Annotated in this window: 15 protein-coding genes; 14 read left to right on the top strand and 1 reads right to left on the bottom strand. The window is 50.1% G+C overall.

The genetic code is table 11. From position 1 onward, the window contains the following. The first annotated feature begins 33 nt into the window (after positions 1–33). A complete protein-coding gene (locus tag C7436_RS06250; protein ID WP_121207101.1) occupies positions 34–483 on the top strand; it encodes a pilin in 450 nt (149 codons plus the stop codon). A 9-nt stretch (positions 484–492) separates the two neighbouring features. On the opposite strand, the gene C7436_RS06245 is transcribed toward C7436_RS06250, so the two are convergent. Continuing rightward, positions 493–1,104, bottom strand: coding sequence for a c-type cytochrome (locus tag C7436_RS06245; protein ID WP_228198072.1), 612 nt, complete (start codon positions 1,102–1,104; stop codon positions 493–495). A gap of 231 nt (positions 1,105–1,335) precedes the next feature. Here C7436_RS06245 and sodC point away from each other — a divergent pair, with 231 nt between their 5' ends. From sodC to C7436_RS06180, 13 genes are all read left to right on the top strand, one after another. Further along, positions 1,336–1,884, top strand: a complete 549-nt coding sequence (sodC, locus tag C7436_RS06240; RefSeq protein ID WP_121207099.1) for a superoxide dismutase family protein — start codon at positions 1,336–1,338, stop codon at positions 1,882–1,884. 124 nt (positions 1,885–2,008) lie between these two features. Next, positions 2,009–3,370 carry an MBL fold metallo-hydrolase gene (locus C7436_RS06235; RefSeq protein ID WP_023009043.1) on the top strand — a complete coding sequence of 454 codons (1,362 nt, stop codon included), beginning with the start codon at positions 2,009–2,011 and terminating at the stop codon, positions 3,368–3,370. After that, on the top strand, positions 3,370–4,137 hold the full coding sequence (gene cysQ / locus C7436_RS06230; RefSeq protein ID WP_121207098.1) for a 3'(2'),5'-bisphosphate nucleotidase CysQ: 768 nt from the start codon (positions 3,370–3,372) through the stop codon (positions 4,135–4,137). The genes C7436_RS06235 and cysQ overlap by 1 nt, the downstream gene beginning before the upstream one ends. Positions 4,138–4,140: 3 nt before the next feature. After that, positions 4,141–4,620, top strand: coding sequence for a transcription/translation regulatory transformer protein RfaH (rfaH, locus tag C7436_RS06225; RefSeq protein ID WP_014422074.1), 480 nt, complete (start codon positions 4,141–4,143; stop codon positions 4,618–4,620). Between the two features lie 424 nt (positions 4,621–5,044). Then, positions 5,045–6,262, top strand: a complete 1,218-nt coding sequence (locus tag C7436_RS06220; protein WP_158595260.1) for a capsule assembly Wzi family protein — start codon at positions 5,045–5,047, stop codon at positions 6,260–6,262. 18 nt (positions 6,263–6,280) lie between these two features. Then, positions 6,281–6,712: a DVU3141 family protein gene (locus C7436_RS06215; protein ID WP_121207096.1), complete on the top strand. Its 432-nt coding sequence runs from the start codon at positions 6,281–6,283 to the stop codon at positions 6,710–6,712. After that, a complete protein-coding gene (locus C7436_RS06210) occupies positions 6,709–8,454 on the top strand; it encodes a polysaccharide biosynthesis/export family protein (RefSeq protein ID WP_121207095.1) in 1,746 nt (581 codons plus the stop codon). Before C7436_RS06215 ends, C7436_RS06210 begins: the two co-directional genes overlap by 4 nt. Continuing rightward, positions 8,454–9,248 carry an ABC transporter permease gene (locus C7436_RS06205; RefSeq protein ID WP_121207094.1) on the top strand — a complete coding sequence of 265 codons (795 nt, stop codon included), beginning with the start codon at positions 8,454–8,456 and terminating at the stop codon, positions 9,246–9,248. The genes C7436_RS06210 and C7436_RS06205 overlap by 1 nt, the downstream gene beginning before the upstream one ends. Further along, a complete protein-coding gene (locus C7436_RS06200) occupies positions 9,245–9,907 on the top strand; it encodes an ABC transporter ATP-binding protein (RefSeq protein ID WP_121207093.1) in 663 nt (220 codons plus the stop codon). Before C7436_RS06205 ends, C7436_RS06200 begins: the two co-directional genes overlap by 4 nt. Next, positions 9,904–10,989 carry a chain-length determining protein gene (locus tag C7436_RS06195; RefSeq protein WP_121207092.1) on the top strand — a complete coding sequence of 362 codons (1,086 nt, stop codon included), beginning with the start codon at positions 9,904–9,906 and terminating at the stop codon, positions 10,987–10,989. Before C7436_RS06200 ends, C7436_RS06195 begins: the two co-directional genes overlap by 4 nt. Continuing rightward, positions 10,989–12,071: a capsular polysaccharide export protein, LipB/KpsS family gene (locus C7436_RS06190; protein ID WP_121207091.1), complete on the top strand. Its 1,083-nt coding sequence runs from the start codon at positions 10,989–10,991 to the stop codon at positions 12,069–12,071. Before C7436_RS06195 ends, C7436_RS06190 begins: the two co-directional genes overlap by 1 nt. After that, positions 11,996–13,282, top strand: coding sequence for a glycosyltransferase family 4 protein (locus tag C7436_RS06185; protein ID WP_121207090.1), 1,287 nt, complete (start codon positions 11,996–11,998; stop codon positions 13,280–13,282). The genes C7436_RS06190 and C7436_RS06185 overlap by 76 nt, the downstream gene beginning before the upstream one ends. A 3-nt stretch (positions 13,283–13,285) precedes the next feature. Next, entirely contained in the window at positions 13,286–16,795 is a 3,510-nt protein-coding gene (locus tag C7436_RS06180; protein ID WP_121207089.1) for a capsular polysaccharide export protein, LipB/KpsS family, read from the top strand. Positions 16,796–16,813 lie beyond the last annotated feature (18 nt).

Raw genomic sequence — 16,813 nt, 5'->3', positions numbered from 1 at the left:
CCTTACTAAATGCCAAAATGCATAGAGTGAGGCATGGTCATGGTTCGGAATAGCGACGGTTTTACCCTGATAGAATTGATGATTGTTGTAGCCGTTATTGGCATTCTTGCGGCTGTGTCGCTGCCTTTTCTTCAGGCTAACACCATGAAATCCCAAATCAATCGTGCTGCGGCGGAGCTTGCGTCGTACCGATCAGCGTTTGAGGCGAACCTCTCTGCTTCCACGCCGATCAACAATGAAACCTTGGGTTACTCTCCATCCGCTATGACGGTTGGAAGCTCCGCGATTGAGATTGCAACGGTCAACCCTGACGGTTCTGGGCATATCGAGGTGACCATGGGCGGCAATGCTCACCCAAATTTGGCGGGCATCGTGATTCGATACGAGCGGAGCATTGGTGGTGCCTGGACTTGCTTTATAGACAGAACCGCCGCGCCAAACTGGCAGTCTCGCCTGCTGCCGCCCGGATGCACCGAAATCTGATAGAGCGGCTTATTGGCGGGTCAGGTAAGAGATTAATGCCTCGATCTGCCCCTCCGACAAAACCCCAGCCACCCCAATCATCGGCGTACTGTGTTTGGTGGGGTCCATCTCCTTGAACCGTTTTAACGCAATCCCAAGGTATTCAGTCGGTTGCCCGGCCAGGCGGGGCATATCCCTGAAACCTTGTGCTTTGTCACCGTGGCAACCGGCACAGCGCACAGCAAACAGCTTCTCGCCAGCCTCAGCCTTGGTGGGGTCGCTGCCGGTGCGGGGCTTAGCCGTTTGCTGGCTGTAATAAACCGCAATATTAATCCGCTCCTCCAATGACAGTGTTTTCGCCAGCTTGGACATCACATAGTCCTCGCGGGTACCGTCGCGGAATCTCTCGAACTGGTTGAACAGGTAGAGCGGGTGTTGGGCGGCCAGGTTGGGTATGTATTCGCGCTTGCTGTTGCCGTCCTCGCCGTGGCAATAGCCGCAGAAGCGGATGCGTTCGTGACCGGCTTCGTAGCTCGCCTGGCGCTTGGCGTCATCGGCCATGATGGTGTTCAGTCGTGACATTGCATCGTCGGCAGAGCTGGCTGAAACCATGGGAGAGGCCGCCAGGCCGACGACGATCATCAGTTTCCTCAAATGCGAACTACCCAACATAAGCCACCTACTTCTTCGGAAAGGCCAAAGAATAGTCGGCTGCTCGGGTGGTGGTCTTGCCAAAGATCAAAAATTCGGAATTCAGGGCATTCGCATCGTCAAATGTTTAAAACAAGCGAGATCGTGACTACGCTTTTTGGCAGGCGCTCACCATGCGGAGCATCGCTATCTTCTTAAACAGCAATGGATAAGGAGAACAGTATGCATAGCAAAAAACAGGGATTATCCCTTGTCACAACGTCCGCTGCTTTGATTCTGGCGGCTTCACAGGTAGTCGCAGAGTCAAAGCTTGAGGTGGAAATGTTTGAAGCCGGCGTGGAAGGCCGCGGGGATTCCATAGGCACGGTTACACTCACCGCTTACGATCAGGGCGTACTTATTGAGTCTGATCTCACTGGTCTCTCGCCCGGAGTTCACGGCTTTCACCTTCATGAAAGCGCGGACTGCAGCCCAGTAGAAAAAGACGGAAAAACAACGCCTGCAGGGGCCGCAGGTGGGCATTACGATCCAAAAAACACCGGGAAGCACAAAGGCCCGTTTGATAAATCCGGGCATCTTGGTGACCTGCCGAGGTTGCACGTTGGCCAGGAGGGTAAAAATGCCCAGACCAATATTGCGCCGCGACTGCAGCTGAACGATTTTAAAGGCCGGGCCCTGGTGATTCACGGTGGGGGAGATAATTACTCGGATTCACCCCAGCCTCTTGGGGGTGGCGGTGCCCGAGTAGCCTGTGGTGTTGTTGCGGGTTAAAACCTTCATCAGGCCCCGGTGATTACCGCTGACCGGGGTCAATTCCTCTCTCCACAGCACTCCCTTCACCGGAAAATTACGTTAAGCTTTGTCTATCGCCAACCAGACAAGGACTTACGCGCCTATGAAACTCCGCTTCCTCGGTGGCACGGGCACCGTCACCGGCTCCCGTTATCTGCTTTCCGACGACAATCACCGCATGCTGGTGGATTGTGGCATGTACCAGGGCGTGAAAACCCTGCGCCGCCGAAACTGGGCCAAATTTCCGGTAGATCCTTCCACCATCGATGCGGTGGTGCTTACCCACGCGCACATTGACCATTCCGGCTACCTTCCTGCGTTGGTCAAGAACGGGTTTAAAGGCAAGATCTACTGCACCAAAGCCACTCATGAGCTCTGCAAAGTGCTGCTGCCCGATGCCGGGTTCCTGCAGGAAGAGGATGCCAAGTACGCCTTCCGGAAAAAGTTCTCAAAGCACGAAAAACCGGAACCACTGTTTACCGAGAAAGACGCCTGGGAAGCTCTGAAACACTTTGAATCGTTGCACTACCACGAGAAGTTCGAGCCGGTGAAGGGTTTTGAGGTTCAGTTCACCCCGGCCGGGCATATCCTGGGCTCCTCCTGCGTGCACGTTACGCACAAGAGTTCATCCCGCACCGTGGTGTTCAGTGGCGATGTCGGGCGCCAGGACGACATCATCATGCGCCCACCAGAGCCGATCAGTCATGCCGATGTTTTGGTGTGTGAATCCACTTACGGCGACCGTACCCATGGTGAAACCGATCCAGAAAAGGACCTGGAGGAGATCATAACCAAAACTGCGGGCCGCGGCGGGATCGTATTGATGCCCGCTTTCGCCGTTGGTCGGGCCCAGATGTTGTTGTACGTTGTGCACAAACTGATGGGGCAGGGGCGAATTCCCAAACTGCCGGTGTATCTCAACAGCCCCATGGCCATCAAAGCCACGGAAATTTTCTGCAAACATCACAAAGAGCACAAGCTTAACGGCGCCCAGTGCGAGCTGATCGACGACAAAACAGAGTTCGTTCGCACCGTCGAGGAATCCATTGAGCTGGACGCCGTGAGGTATCCCTGCGTGATCATCTCGGCCAGTGGAATGGCCTCGGGCGGCCGGGTGTTGCACCACCTTAAAACCCTGCTGCCAAATCCCAGAAACAGCGTTGTCTTTGCCGGCTTCCAGGCACCTGGTACACGCGGCGATGTCTTGGTGCATGGTGCCGAGTCGGTCAAGATTCACGGTGAGTACTGGCCGGTGAAGGCAGAGATCCATAACATGGATTCCATGAGTGCTCATGGCGACTATCGGGAAATCCTGCACTGGCTGGAGCAAGGTACTCTGAAGCCCGAAAAGGTGTATGTGACTCACGGCGAAGCGGTAGCCAGTGATACCATGCGCAAGCGCATCTCGGAAAAGTTCGGATGGGATGCCGAGGTACCGGATTTGTTTGAAGAGGTAGAGATCTGATGCACTACAGTTCCATACTGCCAGATGTGATCAAAATCGCTGATGAAGCCAGCGAAAAAGTGCTGCATATCTACCAGTCTGATTTCAAAGTGAATTATAAGGAAGATCACTCACCCATCACCGCTGCGGACATCGCCAGCCACGACATCATTGTCAAGGGCCTGCGCCAAATCAGCCGGGACATTCCCATACTCTCGGAAGAGGGCGCGGAGATTCCCTGGGAAGAGCGGAAAAAATGGCGCCGGTTCTGGCTGATTGACCCCATCGACGGCACCAAGGATTTTACCCAGCGCACGGGGGAATTCACCGTCAACATCGCCATGATTGAAGATGGCGAGCCCGTGATGGGCGTGGTCACCGCTCCAGCCTTGAAAGAAGCTTTCTGGGGCATCAAGGGTGAAGGCGCTCACATGCGGGACCGCACCGGCCGGGTGCACCGCATACGGGTGGCAGAACCCAAAGACACGTTGCGGGTGGTCGCCAGCAAAAACCACCTGAATGAAGAAACCCGTGCCTTTATTGAGGCCCTGGGATCGCACGAAACCGTCCAGGCTGGCAGCTCCCTGAAATTCTGCCGAATTGCCGAGGGTCATGCTGATATTTATCCGCGAATGGGCCCGACCAGCGAGTGGGATACCGCAGCCGCCCACGCGGTGCTCGTCGCCGCAGGGGGGAAGGTGCAAACGCCGGAGGGCCAGCCCTTGGTTTACGGAAAAGAAAACATCCTGAACCCTAATTTCATTGCCGCGGGAAACTGGTATTTCTAACCCATGACCTGGTACGCACTACAACACAAGCCGGCCCAGGGCGACCGGGCGGTCCAGCACCTGCAGAATCAGGATATCGCCTGCTTCTACCCGAAAATCGAGGTGGAGAAGATCAAGGCAGGTAAACGCACCAGAAAACTGGAGCCCCTGTTTCCGGGGTACGTATTTGTGAACCTGGAGCAAACCGACCCGATGTGGGCAAAGCTCCGGTCCACCCGGGGAGTGTTGCGCATTGTCAGCTTTGCCAACCGGCCAGCACCGATTGACGATGAAGTGATCGCCCACATTAAAAGCAGTATGGATAAGGTGGCAGAGCAGGGCGGCATCAAGCCGGGCCAGCCCATAGAGCTGGATGATGGGCCGTTTAAAGGTATTAGCGCAATTTTTCAGGCCTATGATGGTGAAGAGCGCGCGATTGTGCTGATTTCGTTTATGCAGAAGCAGCAGCAAGTAAAGGTGCCTGTTTCCGTCATCAGATCCTGAAAAGCCTGATGGCGAAAATGTGACCTGATTAGCTGCACTTTCTAATATTTAACAAATGTTTACTGCCATAACGCCCTGATTGTTGAAGTGTCAGACTTTTTGTCACTTGCGTGTCATACCCCATGCCGTAGAATCGTCACGCTTTTGAAATACTTCATTCATTCCCTGACAAGGAAGCTGTTGGGAACGTCTCTCCCGTTGTAGCCGTTCTATCCTTGTCCTCAGAAAATCAAATCCTATGACCTCAAAACACTGGGCTCTGGTCGGTGGGGCGGTAGCGTGCCTTAGCGTTAGCACAGTCGATGCTGCACCGTGGACCACCGTTGGCGATGCTTATGAGCGCCATCAACTCCAGAAACGAGCGGATTCAGGTTCTTTGAACCATACCGTTACGACCTGGCCAGTTATGAAAGGCTCTGTTGGCATGGCTCGCAATAACGGCCTGTCTGCTGGTTTGGCGATCTCGGGCAGCACAGAGAACGAGTTTATTACCGACTACGCCAGCGCGGAGTCTCAGGAAGGCATGCTTGCAGCCAGGGCGGAGTATGATGGTAACTGGTGGGCTGCAGGAATCAATGCGCAACTGGTTGCCAATCCAAGCGACGACGATGCAGCACGCCTCGATGGCAGTTACCTGGCTCTGTTTCCGGGCAACTGGGTCCTGGGGGCAGGCGCCGTGGAAAGATGGTGGGGACCAGGTTGGCAGAACAGTCTGATTCTTTCGAATAATGCTCGGCCTGCACCTGGCGTTTGGTTAAGCCGCCATCGGGAAACGCCATTTGAAACGCCCTGGCTATCCTGGCTCGGTCCCTGGCAAATCACCGCCACCGTGAGCCAGCTTGAAGGTGAGCGTGAAGTGGCCGATCCACTCCTGGTTGGATTTCGCGGAACATTCAGACCGATCGAAGGGCTGGATATCGGTCTTACACGCACATTTATTTTTGGCGGGGATGGCCGGTCTGCCTCTTTCTCTACGTTCTGGGATGCCTTTGCTGGTAATGACAACCCAAGGGATGCGGCCGAGGACCCGAGCAATCAGCTCGGGGCAGTGGACGTTAGATACGGCTTTGAAATAGGCGAGCAAACCGCCTCGATTTACGGCCAGATGATGGGCGAAGACGAGGCGGGCGGCTTTCCGTCCCGGAAATCCTGGCTATTAGGCGCAGATGCAACCACCAGCTTGTGGGGCAGGGAGCAGCGTTGGTACCTGGAGGGAGCAGACACGCTGGCTGATAACTTGTTTGGTACGCCGATGGAGGACATAGCGTACGAACACCGGGTTTATCGCACGGGCTACCGCTACAAGGGTCGTAACCTCGCCGCAAGCATAGACGCCGACAGCCAGATTCTCACTCTGGGCTATTTCGATTTTCTGTCGGATGGCAATACCATCGGCGCTTCTGTCAGTTATGTTGATTTTACTGGCAACCCTCCGTCCAGAGTTACTGTGCCAGATTCGGACGTAACGTACTTCTATTCCTCAAGAGATCAGGCTGTCATGTTGTTCGGCGGTTTTTGGGAGTTTGGGACGGAATACGGTAAGGTCAGGCTCTCTGGCCAGATCGCGGAAGATAAAATTGCAGTACGCTCGCGAGAGTTGGACCAGTGGTCTCTCTCTGCGCGGTGGTCTTATGGATTCTGATAATTCAGGCAAGATTGAATGAATAGACATCACCAAGCGAAAGCCGCAGTGAAGACCGCTCCGCTGATGGCCTTCGTTGCTGTATTAGCCGGTTGTGCGAGCAGTGGGCAGATCAACACGGCTAAAACGATTCCAGTTCCGCAGTGGTTAAACACCAAAAACACTGTAACCTTCCTTTCAGACCAGCATTCTCAGCAGATCGATAACGCCAGAACCGGAGAGACCGTAAAGCTGGGAGCTTCGCCGTGGGGCGAGAATGCACAGCTACGGGTCGGCGAGCGGTACTTCTCTGCTACGGGTAAATCCTGCTTTATTACCAGCATCGTAGGTTCGGAAGGGAATCTGCCCGCAACGGTATGCGAGTACCCTGAAGGCAACTGGGGGGTAACCCGATCTTACACTGCAGAACAAAAGGCGGTTCAAGACCAGGAAATCGGAGGTGTGCAATGATCACTCGTCATTTTGCCTCCGTGGTGACGGCGTTGTTATTTGTAGTCACTTCCATAGTGAGTGTGGGTGTGAGCGCTCAAAGCATCGGTGATATACCCGCAAGTCAGCGTGAGCGCCTGATGCCTCAAATCCAGGCGGCAACGGAAAACGCGGGCAGTGGCCCTTCCGAAGCAGATACCGCAGACCAGGAACGCCAGGCTAGAACCCTGAGGTCTACGGGTACTTACGGCCCGATACTGACGGAACAACAGCAAGAGGAGCTCCAGCCTTTCGGTGCGGAGCTGTTCGCCGGTGGCTTTCGTGGCTTACGTTCAGACGGGCTCAATCCAGACTACCGCGTTCTGCCGGGCGACCAGGTAACGCTTCGCCTTTGGGGCGCTGTCGAGATGGATCGAGTGCTCCCGGTAGACGCACAAGGCAACATATTCATTCCTGCGGTCGGCCCCGTTCAGGTCGAGGGAGTCAGCCATAGCCAGCTGGATTCCGTCGTGAAAAGTGCTGTGCGCCGTGTCTATCCGGACAATGTGAATGTTTACACCAACTTGCAGGGCGTTCAGCCCGTCTCGGTATTCGTGACTGGCTACGTCAACAAACCGGGTCGGTATGTGGGGGTGCCTAGTGATTCTATCCTCTACCTGCTGGATCAGGCCTCTGGTATAGATGAGGAGCTGGGTAGCTATCGGGACATCAAACTGAGCAGAAATGGCGAAGTTATCGCCCGGATCGATCTATACGATTTTCTACTTCAAGGCACGCTGAACCACCCTCAGTTGCAGGAAGGCGACACCCTGCTGGTTGAAAAGCGCGGCCCCGCCATCACCGCGTTGGGGGATGTCAGCAAACCCTATCTTTTCGAACTATCCCCAGGCCCTCTCATAGGCTCCATGCTTAGTGAGCTCGCGCCATTGCGCCCCGGCGTTTCCCACGCCCTGATTCGTGGAAAGCGTGGTACTGCGCCTTATTCCGAATATTTACCTCTTGAGCGTTTTGAATCTGCTGAACTCGCCAACGGCGATGAAGTCCTGTTTCTGGCTGATCAGCGCTCCCAGAAACTTGTGGTTCAGTTAGAGGGCGCCTACCTGGGCAAATCTTACTATGTGGTACCCAAAGGCACATCGCTTCACGAATTGCTGAACGAAATTGCCATCAACCCGGAAGAAACCGCCTGGGAAAGCATCTCGCTGCGCCGGGAAACCGTGGCTGAACGCCAGAAGGAAGCTCTGAACGACAGCCTGCGCCGGCTGGAGACCACCTACCTTGGTGCCTCATCATCCACTGCAGAAGAATCTGCCATCCGGGTACAGGAGGCGGAATTGATCTCTCGCTTCGTGGAAGAAGCCCGCAAGGTAGAGCCCAATGGGCGCCTGGTGGTGGCCCACCAAGGGAAGCTGGTAGATGTGCGGCTGCAGGATGGCGACACCATCACGCTACCACAGCGCACGGATGCCATCCTCGTGTCCGGTGAGGTTTATATTCCGCAATCCCTGGTGTATATCCCGGGCCGCAGCGCTCGCGATTACATTGATGCAGCTGGCGGCTTCAGCCAGCATGCCAACCCGGACCATATTCTGATTGCCCGCCAGAATGGTGAAGTAAGGGACGCGGGTGAGGTGCAGCTCCTGCCGGGGGATCAGATACTGGTTCTACCAAAGGTAGAGACCAAGAGTCTTCAGATTGCCACCACCGTTACGCAAATTCTTTATCAGATTGCTGTAGCAACAAAAGTGGCGCTGGATCTGTAATGAAGACCCTTGGTACTCGAACACCATTACAAGTTACGTGGAATGTGTGGGAAGGGCTGTTCCTGAGAGAAGCAGTGGCCCGATTGAGTGCAGACCGTATTGCCTGGATTTGGTTAGTTGCAGAGCCAATTGCTCATGTAGCCTTGTTGGTATGGCTCAGAACTATCATGGGACGAATAAAAATAATTCCGGGAGCTGATTTCATTCCGTGGCTCGTCGTTGGCATAACCCTATTTATCATGTTTCGCAACCAATTGAACCGCGGTATGGAGGCAATTAATGCAAACAAGTCACTATTTGCTTATCGCCAGGTTCTGCCGGTAGACACTGTGTTAATACGGTGTGGATTGGAGGGCCTTTTAAGTTCAGTGGTTGTTGTTTTAATGCTGTTTGGTTTTAGTGCGGTCGGCTATGATATGACTCCCCACAGACCTCTTGGATCTCTACTGATCTGGGTAACTGTGCTGTGCTTCGGACTTGGTGTTGCTCTGATCTTGTCTACAGCTGTAACCATAGCTCAGGAGCTATCCAAGTTTATAAGGATGGCAATGTTTCCATTGTATTTCCTCTCTGGCATTATGATTCCGGTTAAATACTTTCCTCGTGAGCTGCAAGAATACTTACTATATAACCCCGTATTACATGGAGTTGAGCTAATTAGGCTTGGTTATTTTGAGTACTATCGGGTTGTGGATGGTATCAGCTATACCTATCTGCTTTTGTGGACGACCGTTAGTCTGACTCTAGGCTTTCTTTTGCAGATGCGCTTTAGCACACGCTTAGTAGCGAAATGATTGAAGTTCAGAATCTTTACAAGAGATACCATGGTCCGTTTGGAGGAGATTGGGTTCTTCGGAACGTTAATTTTACCATTCCGCGAAATGTGAGCGTAGGTCTCGTAGGAAAGAACGGTGCCGGAAAATCAACGCTGCTGCGTATCATAGGTGGGATGGATGTTCCGGACAGAGGTTTGGTGAGAAAAGACTGCAGGGTATCGTGGCCGATAGGTCTTGGTGGAGGTCTTCAGGGCTCGATGACTGGCCGCCAAAACGTGAAGTTTGTGGCGCGTATACAGGGAGGGGGGCACCGTATACCGGAGATAATTCAATTGGTGCAAGATTTTGCTGAGATTGGAAAGGCTTTTGATCAACCGGTTAAGACTTACTCTTCAGGCATGAGAAGTCGGTTAGCGTTTGGGCTATCCTTCGCCTTCGATTTTGATGTTTACATATCTGATGAGGCGACGGCAGTTGGTGATGCTTCCTTCAAGGCAAAAGCCAAGAAAGCTTTCCGCGATCGGGTAGGTCAGTCCAGCCTTATCATGGTCTCTCATCAAACCGGTATTTTAAAAGACCTTTGTCAGGCCGGGATATGGATTAATGATGGTGAAGCCGTCTGGTTTGACGACGTACATGATGCCATCAAAAGCTATCACAAGAGCATTGGTAAATGAGTCGATTCCTGAAACGCAATCCGACTTGGATTGTTGCTGGTTTGGTTATTCTTACTGTCGTTGTCTATTGGGGGTTCCTGGCCTCAGACCGCTATGTATCAAGAGCCCACATCGTGTTGCAGAGCCCTGAGATTATTCCCAGCGGCCTTAATGTATCTTCCATTTTGTCTGGAACATCGGGATCGGGGGATTTATTGCTTCTGAGGGAGCATTTGCAGTCGGTCTCGATGCTACAAAAACTGCAAGGAAGTCTGAATCTAAGAGAGCATTACTCGAATCCTGAGATTGATCGTTGGTCCCGGTTGGAGTCTGCGGATGTGCCAATTGAAGCTTTTCACGACTATATGAATAAGCGCGTGGCTATCACGTTCGATGATTATTCGAAAGTGTTGCGGATTGAGGTTCAGGCTTACGATCCAGAAACTGCCCAAGCAATAACACAGGCCCTTCTTGACGAGGGGGAGCGACACATGAACCTGATGGGCCAGCGATTGGCGCAGGAGCAGGTCGCCTTCATTGATAAACAAGTGCAGACTCTTGAAGAACGTTTGCTTTCCGCAAGGGAAGCTTTGCTGCACTATCAGAATGAAAAAGGACTGGTAGCCCCCACCCAGACGGTTGAAGCTATATTCTCAACGGTTTCGCGCTTGGAAGCCGAGTTGGCGGTGTTGAGGGCACAAATCAAGTCACAGAAAACCTACCAAAGTATTCAATCACCTACCGTTAGGCGAATGCAGTCCGAGGCGGACGCCCTGGCACAACAGATTGAAATCGAAAAAGCAAAGCTGGCTACGACTGGAGGAAACGCTCTTAACCGGGTTTCTGCAGAGTATGAAACTCTTCAGTTGAAAGCAAAATTTGCCCTGGATCTCTATTCAACCGCACTAACCTCCCTAGAAAGCACGAGGGTGGAAGCGGCCCGTAAACTCAAGCAGGTCTCAATTCTAGAGTACCCGACCCTGGCTCAGTATCCTGAAAAGCCCGAACGAATATACAACATAACTGTGGTAACGATTTTTGCCCTTCTATTTGCTGCGATAGGGCAGCTTGTGATTGCGGTGATCAGGGACCACCGAGATTGATGCCCCCTGAACAAACTCCATTTACCTGGAAAGATTTCTGCCAAGCATACAATATCCCGAACCACGTCTACGCGGTGGGTTTTAATTGGCACTGGCGGCCGGCGCTTCACCGGTTCCTGCAAGGGGCCAGTATCACCCACGTTAATCGGGTAGAGAAAGTCCCAGACCGCCAGGTCGCCGTTGTTTGGGGGCAGCGTCTGAGGCCTGGCGAGGGCCAGAACATCACGTTGGTGCGGTTGGAAGACGGGTTTCTTAGATCCGTAGGGCTCGGCGCGGAGTTTCAGCAGCCTTTGTCCTGGGTCGCCGACTTTGAGCACCTTTACTTCAGTGCACGAGGCGAATCAAGGCTGGAAACACTCCTTGCCTCCCATCAATTTACGGATAGTGAAAGAGCTCGTGCCGAACGGCTGCTACTGGACATCCGAAACAGGAACATTAGCAAATATAATCTCAACGGGGACGATTGGCGAGCGCCAGTGGGAAAAGAGAAGGTTATCCTCGTGCCGGGTCAGGTAGAGACAGACGCCTCAATTGAATATGGTTGCGGGGAAATTCGAACTAACCTCGGCCTTCTGCAGCAAGTACGGAAACAAAATCCAACTGCTTGGATTGTTTATAAACCCCACCCGGATGTCGTGGCCGGTGCCAGACGTGTTGGAGAAGGCGAAGCGGCAGCGTCTGATTACGCCAATGAGATTGTCATAAGCGCCGCCATCGGACCAATGTTGGAACAGGTTGATGAAGTGCACACCCTCACCTCGTTGGCCGGCTTCGAAGCGTTAATCAGACACAAACCGGTAACCTGTTACGGTTTACCCTTTTATGCAGGCTGGGGGCTTACTGAGGATAAGGTAAGCAGCCGGCGAAATCGCGAACTACATTTATCAGAATTGGCGCACGCAGTCCTGATTCAGTATCCATTCTACGTAAGCCTGGAATCAGGTATGCCCATAACACCTGAGCAAGTGTTGAATGAAATTCAGCGACAGAAGGTGAGGGAACGATCATGGGTGCAAGGCTGGAGACGGTTGTTGAAGCGGAACGCGAGACGGGCTATTGGAATAATAAGGAGAGCCCCATAGGCATTGCACAATTCAGGGCGGCGCCAAAGTCTAAACGTATTGCGATCGTCGGTACACTGGCAGATACAATGCTTGGGTTTCGGGGCGAACTCATCAAAGACTTTGTTAAACAAGGTCATCAAGTTTTTGCCTTTTCAACAGACTACACTGAACAGACTGCCCAACAGATCAGGGAGATCGGTGCGACGCCAGTCGCATACCGCATGGGGCAATTCAGCCTTAATCCGTTCCGGGAACTAGCTTCCATTTACCAGCTGTATCGATTGCTTCAAGCCCACCGCATCGATCTGAGCTATTGCTATTTTTCCAAGCCTGCTGTCTACGGAACAATTGCAGCCTTTATTGCTAAGGTCCCTACAAGGGTAGCAAAAATTGAGGGGCTAGGCCGTGTTTTTACCATTGGCCCCAATGGACAAAGCTTGAAGAAAAAGATTATTGCTTGGGTAATGAAGAACCTGTTTAGGCTGGCCCTACCTTTAGCGAACCACATTATAGTACTAAATGAGGACGACAAACGTTCTTTGATTAGTTTTGGCGTCCGAAAACCCGAGCCTTTAGTTATAAATGGTATAGGTGTGGACCTAAACCTTTACCGTTATACGAAGCCTAGTTGTGACCCCGTACGATTTATCTTTGTTGGTCGATTGCTCAAAGAAAAAGGAATTGAGTACTTTGTTGACGCCGCCAAGTTAATAAAGCCACTGTACCCTAGTACTGAGTTTGTCATTTTAGGAGCGGTTGATAATAATCGCGGCGCGATAACTAAGCAGGATATTCAGCAGCTTGTTAACGAGGGAGTTGTCACCTACCCCGGGCCGGTTAAAGATGTGAGGCCTTGGCTCGCGAGAAGTAGCGTGTTTGTTTTACCAAGCTACTATCGAGAGGGCGTTCCTAGAAGCACTCAGGAGGCACTGGCTATGGGGCGGGCGATTATTACAACCGATACACCTGGGTGCAGGGCAACCGTGAGGCAGGGCCTAAATGGTATATTAGTAAAACCGCACAGTGCTAAAGCCCTGAGTCAGTCAATGGAGTGGTTTCTGAAAAATCCAAAAGCAATACTCGAGTTTGGCGAATGTAGCAGGGCGTTGGCGGAAGCTGAATTCGATGTAGTTAAAGTGAATCAAAAGATTATTGGTAGTATCAATATTAATTCTTCAAAAGAATCAAGAAATATGAGTCATGAAGAGACTAAGTTTACAGGTGTGTAGATAATGAGTTTGAACTTTTTTAAAAAGCTGACTCGATTCAGAGGGAAGAGAACGCGGGAACGGTTGAAACGTGCGGTCAACCACCTAAGAACTCCCGAATTGAAAAATGCTAATAATGTCGAAAGTAGAGAAAAGAAACGATACTCTTCTTCTCTTAAGCATTCATATCCATATGTGGAAGAAATTAGAGATTTAGTTGCTCCAGATGCCGGCTATCTAGATGATTTATATTTGATCGGAGATAACTGGGAGAATAACCCAGAAGCGCCAATCTTGCCGATTTTCGGCTGTAATGACTGGAAGTACGGCTTTCTGGCAGAGTACTTTCCCGAGTACAGAGTGGCGTTTGCGCCAAGAAAAATTGGAAGTTTCACTGCCATACGAATGATAGCAAAGTTTAGGAAAAAGGTTGACGCAGTAGCGATATGGGGTTACACAGAGAATAATATATTTCGACGATATCTAAAACGAAATAGTATATCAATTTGGAGAATTGAAGATGGATTCATACGTTCGGCAGAGCTCGGTGCTGCGCATTCGACTCCGTACTCTTTAGCTATTGATAGATCTGGAATATATTATGATCCAGCGTCGAATTCTGATTTAGAAAAGATTCTTAATGATTATGAGTTTGGAGAGAATGTTGAACTTTTAGAAAGATCTTCTGTTGCACGTAGTATTATAATTGAAAACAAACTTTCAAAATATAACCCGCCGAGAGTCAAGCGATCCCATAATATAAAAATCCGAAAGAGGGTTGCTATTTTAGGTCAGGTGGACTCGGATGCGTCTATAAAGTATGGGAACCCAAGAGGTTGGTCTTTCTTAGACCTTATTAAACTTGCGTACTCAGAAAATCCAGGAGCCGAAATAGTTTATAGACCACACCCTGAAGTATTCCGTGGTTTTCAAAAAAGCAAACTAAAAAGAAAATCGTTCGAAAAAATCGCAACTATTTCTGACCCGACAACCTCATTTGTTGACTTTATTGAAACGATAGATCATTGCTACACGATTTCGTCTTTAAGCGGTTTTGAAGCGCTTATTCGTGGAAAAAAAGTTACGCTAGTTGGTGTGCCCTTCTATGCTGGATGGGGATTGACGGACGATCGAGTAGATACGCCAAACCGTAAACGAACGCTAAGTATTGATGAGCTGTTCGCAGGCGCCTATCTTCTTTACCCTAAATACCTTGCTGATCTCAGCGATCCATTTAACGGCTTTATCGCGGCCTGTCACAGAATACGTGTTGACCAAGAGCTGCTGCTGTTCGAAAACAACAAAGCTGGGAAAGAGGATGATCTTATAGAGCTAGTGGAAACTCCTTTATGGCCAAGAGCACTATGCAAAGGTCAAGGAAACTTGGTATTTGGTAACAAGTTCCTCAAAGGTCTCAACATAGCGGGTGTTTTGCCAAAGAATATCGAAGAAGCTGGTATTAGAGTTTTTGCGTTTTTTTGCTTAGGCCAGCTGCGTAACGAAGTTCTGTGCGATGTGTTTCTTAAAAAGCTGCGAGACCAAATTGATCCTTTTGTCTTTAACCGAATTATTTTAACCTGTAAGAATTGGCTCCCTTCAGAAATCATTGACCGACACATAGATTGGCTTATCGTTAACGTGGATACGGTCGCCTTTAACAAAAAATTTTTTGAAGGTAGGTGGAGCCCGGATAACGCAAAAAGCACTGCCGTTAACGATAATGAAGAATCAGATCGACCTAATATTTCAATCTTGGAAGAAAGGCTCGACCTGCTAATCCAGCTACGCGATTTGCCAGAAGCCCAAAGGCAGGCTGAACTTCTTCTTCTTGAAGGCGTTAACGCACCAGGCATCCTAAGAAATCTTTCTACTATATGTGAGCTTAATTTTCAGTTTCGTTCAGTACTACTTATCTCTCAACTATTGTTTGGTATTGATCCATATTATGCTAATCGGTTTTCGATACAGGCAGAACTAAAAGCTCGTAAAGCGATTGCAGACCCTGATCTTTTGGGAATTGACTGGCTTAGCAGGCTTGTCGTCCTAAAGCCCGATCAAATTGTGAGTGCAAAATTTGCGGCAAGTAGTGTTCTAAATCAAGCCGAAGTGGAAACCTATTTTTCATATTTGGTGTCTATTTGTAGGCTTGACTATGAACTCAGTTTTCGTAAGGTTAAACATTATGTTGAGCTTGGGTTGTTTGATAAAGCAAATAAGCTAGTTAGCTTATTAGTACTTTCAGGTGACCATTCTGAGAATACAAGGATTCTGGCTTCGCAGATACTTTCATATCAAGGACGAGTAGCGGAAGCCCTAGACTTGATGCTTCCAGTTGTAATGGATTATCCAACTAAGAGCAATGTTTCTGAGGTTCTTCGGTTATATATCCTGAACTGCAACTACAAGCGAAGTATGCAGGTCTTTAATTATGCATTATCCAAAGGTGTCTCCGTGGGCGATATGCATAAGAGGAAGTTGTATTTCGGAAATAGAATGATTGAGGAGGCGTTTCTAACCTTCCGAGAAATTAGAGTAAAAGAAACACTCGTTAAGTATTATAGCTCAAAATACTATGAGCCTGGCTCAATGAAAGCCATTATTCCCGACGATATCAATAGCTTGTTGCTAGTCGCGATTTTTGGCCCCGGTGATGAAATCAGATTTGCATCCATATATAACGATCTTCTTCAGTCTATGGGGGCGGAAAGAAGGCTGTCTTTGACTGTAACTCCTAGACTTAGGCCTTTGTTTGAGCGTTCATTTCCAAATATCCGATTCATAGAGACACCGCGACCTCGCTTTAGTGATCCTATCGACTACAGCGAATATAAAGATGTTCCGGGTTCCGATCTGGTAGGATTCATCAATGATTTGGCCGTGAGTGAAATTTCGCGAAGTGATCGTGTATCAATGCTAACGGACTTCTTGGCTAGCTACAGAAAATCGTATGATGATTTCCCTGGAAATAGCTATTTAATTGCTGATAGAGACTCTACTTCTAGATTTAGAGAGCGTTTGCCTGCCGAAAAAATGTTGGTTGGGGTTAGTTGGCGCAGTAGCTTATCTACGACTGGGCGAAACGAACACTATTTGAGTATTGAGGAAATATCGAAGCTCTTTAGCATCGAGAATGTTCAGTTTGTTAACTTGCAATATGATGATTGCGACGAAGAGTTAGCGTGGGCAGAAAAGCATTGTCCAGGTCGTCTTCTGAATTTTGATGATTTGGACCAGTATAATGATTTTGACGGCGTTTCAGCATTAATGTCTTGTCTTGATCTTGTGATTAGCCCAGCGACGACAGTTGTAGAGTTAGCCGGCGCACTGGGTATAAATACTTGGCTGTTTTCTAACTCTTCGGAGATTGATTGGAGAAAGAAAGACTCTAAAGGAAAAGATGTTTGGCACAGTTCAGTGACTATAGTTGACGTTGAACAGAAGGGTAATAAATTGCTCTTGGTGGAAGAAATATCCGCGAGGCTTGCCTCTTTTGTTGATAGTAGAATCGGTGTTCAACATGTTTGCGAAGAATAATGGCGTTGAATTATTTCA

This window comes from Marinobacter nauticus (assembly GCF_003634635.1).
Taxonomy (GTDB): domain Bacteria; phylum Pseudomonadota; class Gammaproteobacteria; order Pseudomonadales; family Oleiphilaceae; genus Marinobacter; species Marinobacter nauticus.
The sequence above is the reverse complement of the archived record's forward strand: the minus strand, read 5'-3'. Positions and strand labels throughout refer to the sequence as shown.

Bases quoted from the DNA above. Each gene is read 5' to 3' on its own strand.
- C7436_RS06215 (WP_121207096.1), top strand. From the start codon at position 6,281: ATGAATAGACATCACCAAGCGAAAGCCGCAGTGAAGACCGCTCCGCTG.
- C7436_RS06205 (WP_121207094.1), top strand. From the start codon at position 8,454: ATGAAGACCCTTGGTACTCGAACACCATTACAAGTTACGTGGAATGTG.
- C7436_RS06180 (WP_121207089.1), top strand. From the start codon at position 13,286: ATGAGTTTGAACTTTTTTAAAAAGCTGACTCGATTCAGAGGGAAGAGA.
- C7436_RS06245 (WP_228198072.1), bottom strand. From the start codon at position 1,104: ATGATCGTCGTCGGCCTGGCGGCCTCTCCCATGGTTTCAGCCAGCTCT.
- C7436_RS06195 (WP_121207092.1), top strand. From the start codon at position 9,904: ATGAGTCGATTCCTGAAACGCAATCCGACTTGGATTGTTGCTGGTTTG.
- C7436_RS06185 (WP_121207090.1), top strand. From the start codon at position 11,996: ATGGGTGCAAGGCTGGAGACGGTTGTTGAAGCGGAACGCGAGACGGGC.
- C7436_RS06200 (WP_121207093.1), top strand. From the start codon at position 9,245: ATGATTGAAGTTCAGAATCTTTACAAGAGATACCATGGTCCGTTTGGA.
- C7436_RS06210 (WP_121207095.1), top strand. From the start codon at position 6,709: ATGATCACTCGTCATTTTGCCTCCGTGGTGACGGCGTTGTTATTTGTA.
- C7436_RS06235 (WP_023009043.1), top strand. From the start codon at position 2,009: ATGAAACTCCGCTTCCTCGGTGGCACGGGCACCGTCACCGGCTCCCGT.
- C7436_RS06190 (WP_121207091.1), top strand. From the start codon at position 10,989: ATGCCCCCTGAACAAACTCCATTTACCTGGAAAGATTTCTGCCAAGCA.
- C7436_RS06220 (WP_158595260.1), top strand. From the start codon at position 5,045: ATGGCTCGCAATAACGGCCTGTCTGCTGGTTTGGCGATCTCGGGCAGC.
- rfaH (WP_014422074.1), top strand. From the start codon at position 4,141: ATGACCTGGTACGCACTACAACACAAGCCGGCCCAGGGCGACCGGGCG.
- sodC (WP_121207099.1), top strand. From the start codon at position 1,336: ATGCATAGCAAAAAACAGGGATTATCCCTTGTCACAACGTCCGCTGCT.
- C7436_RS06250 (WP_121207101.1), top strand. From the start codon at position 34: ATGGTCATGGTTCGGAATAGCGACGGTTTTACCCTGATAGAATTGATG.
- cysQ (WP_121207098.1), top strand. From the start codon at position 3,370: ATGCACTACAGTTCCATACTGCCAGATGTGATCAAAATCGCTGATGAA.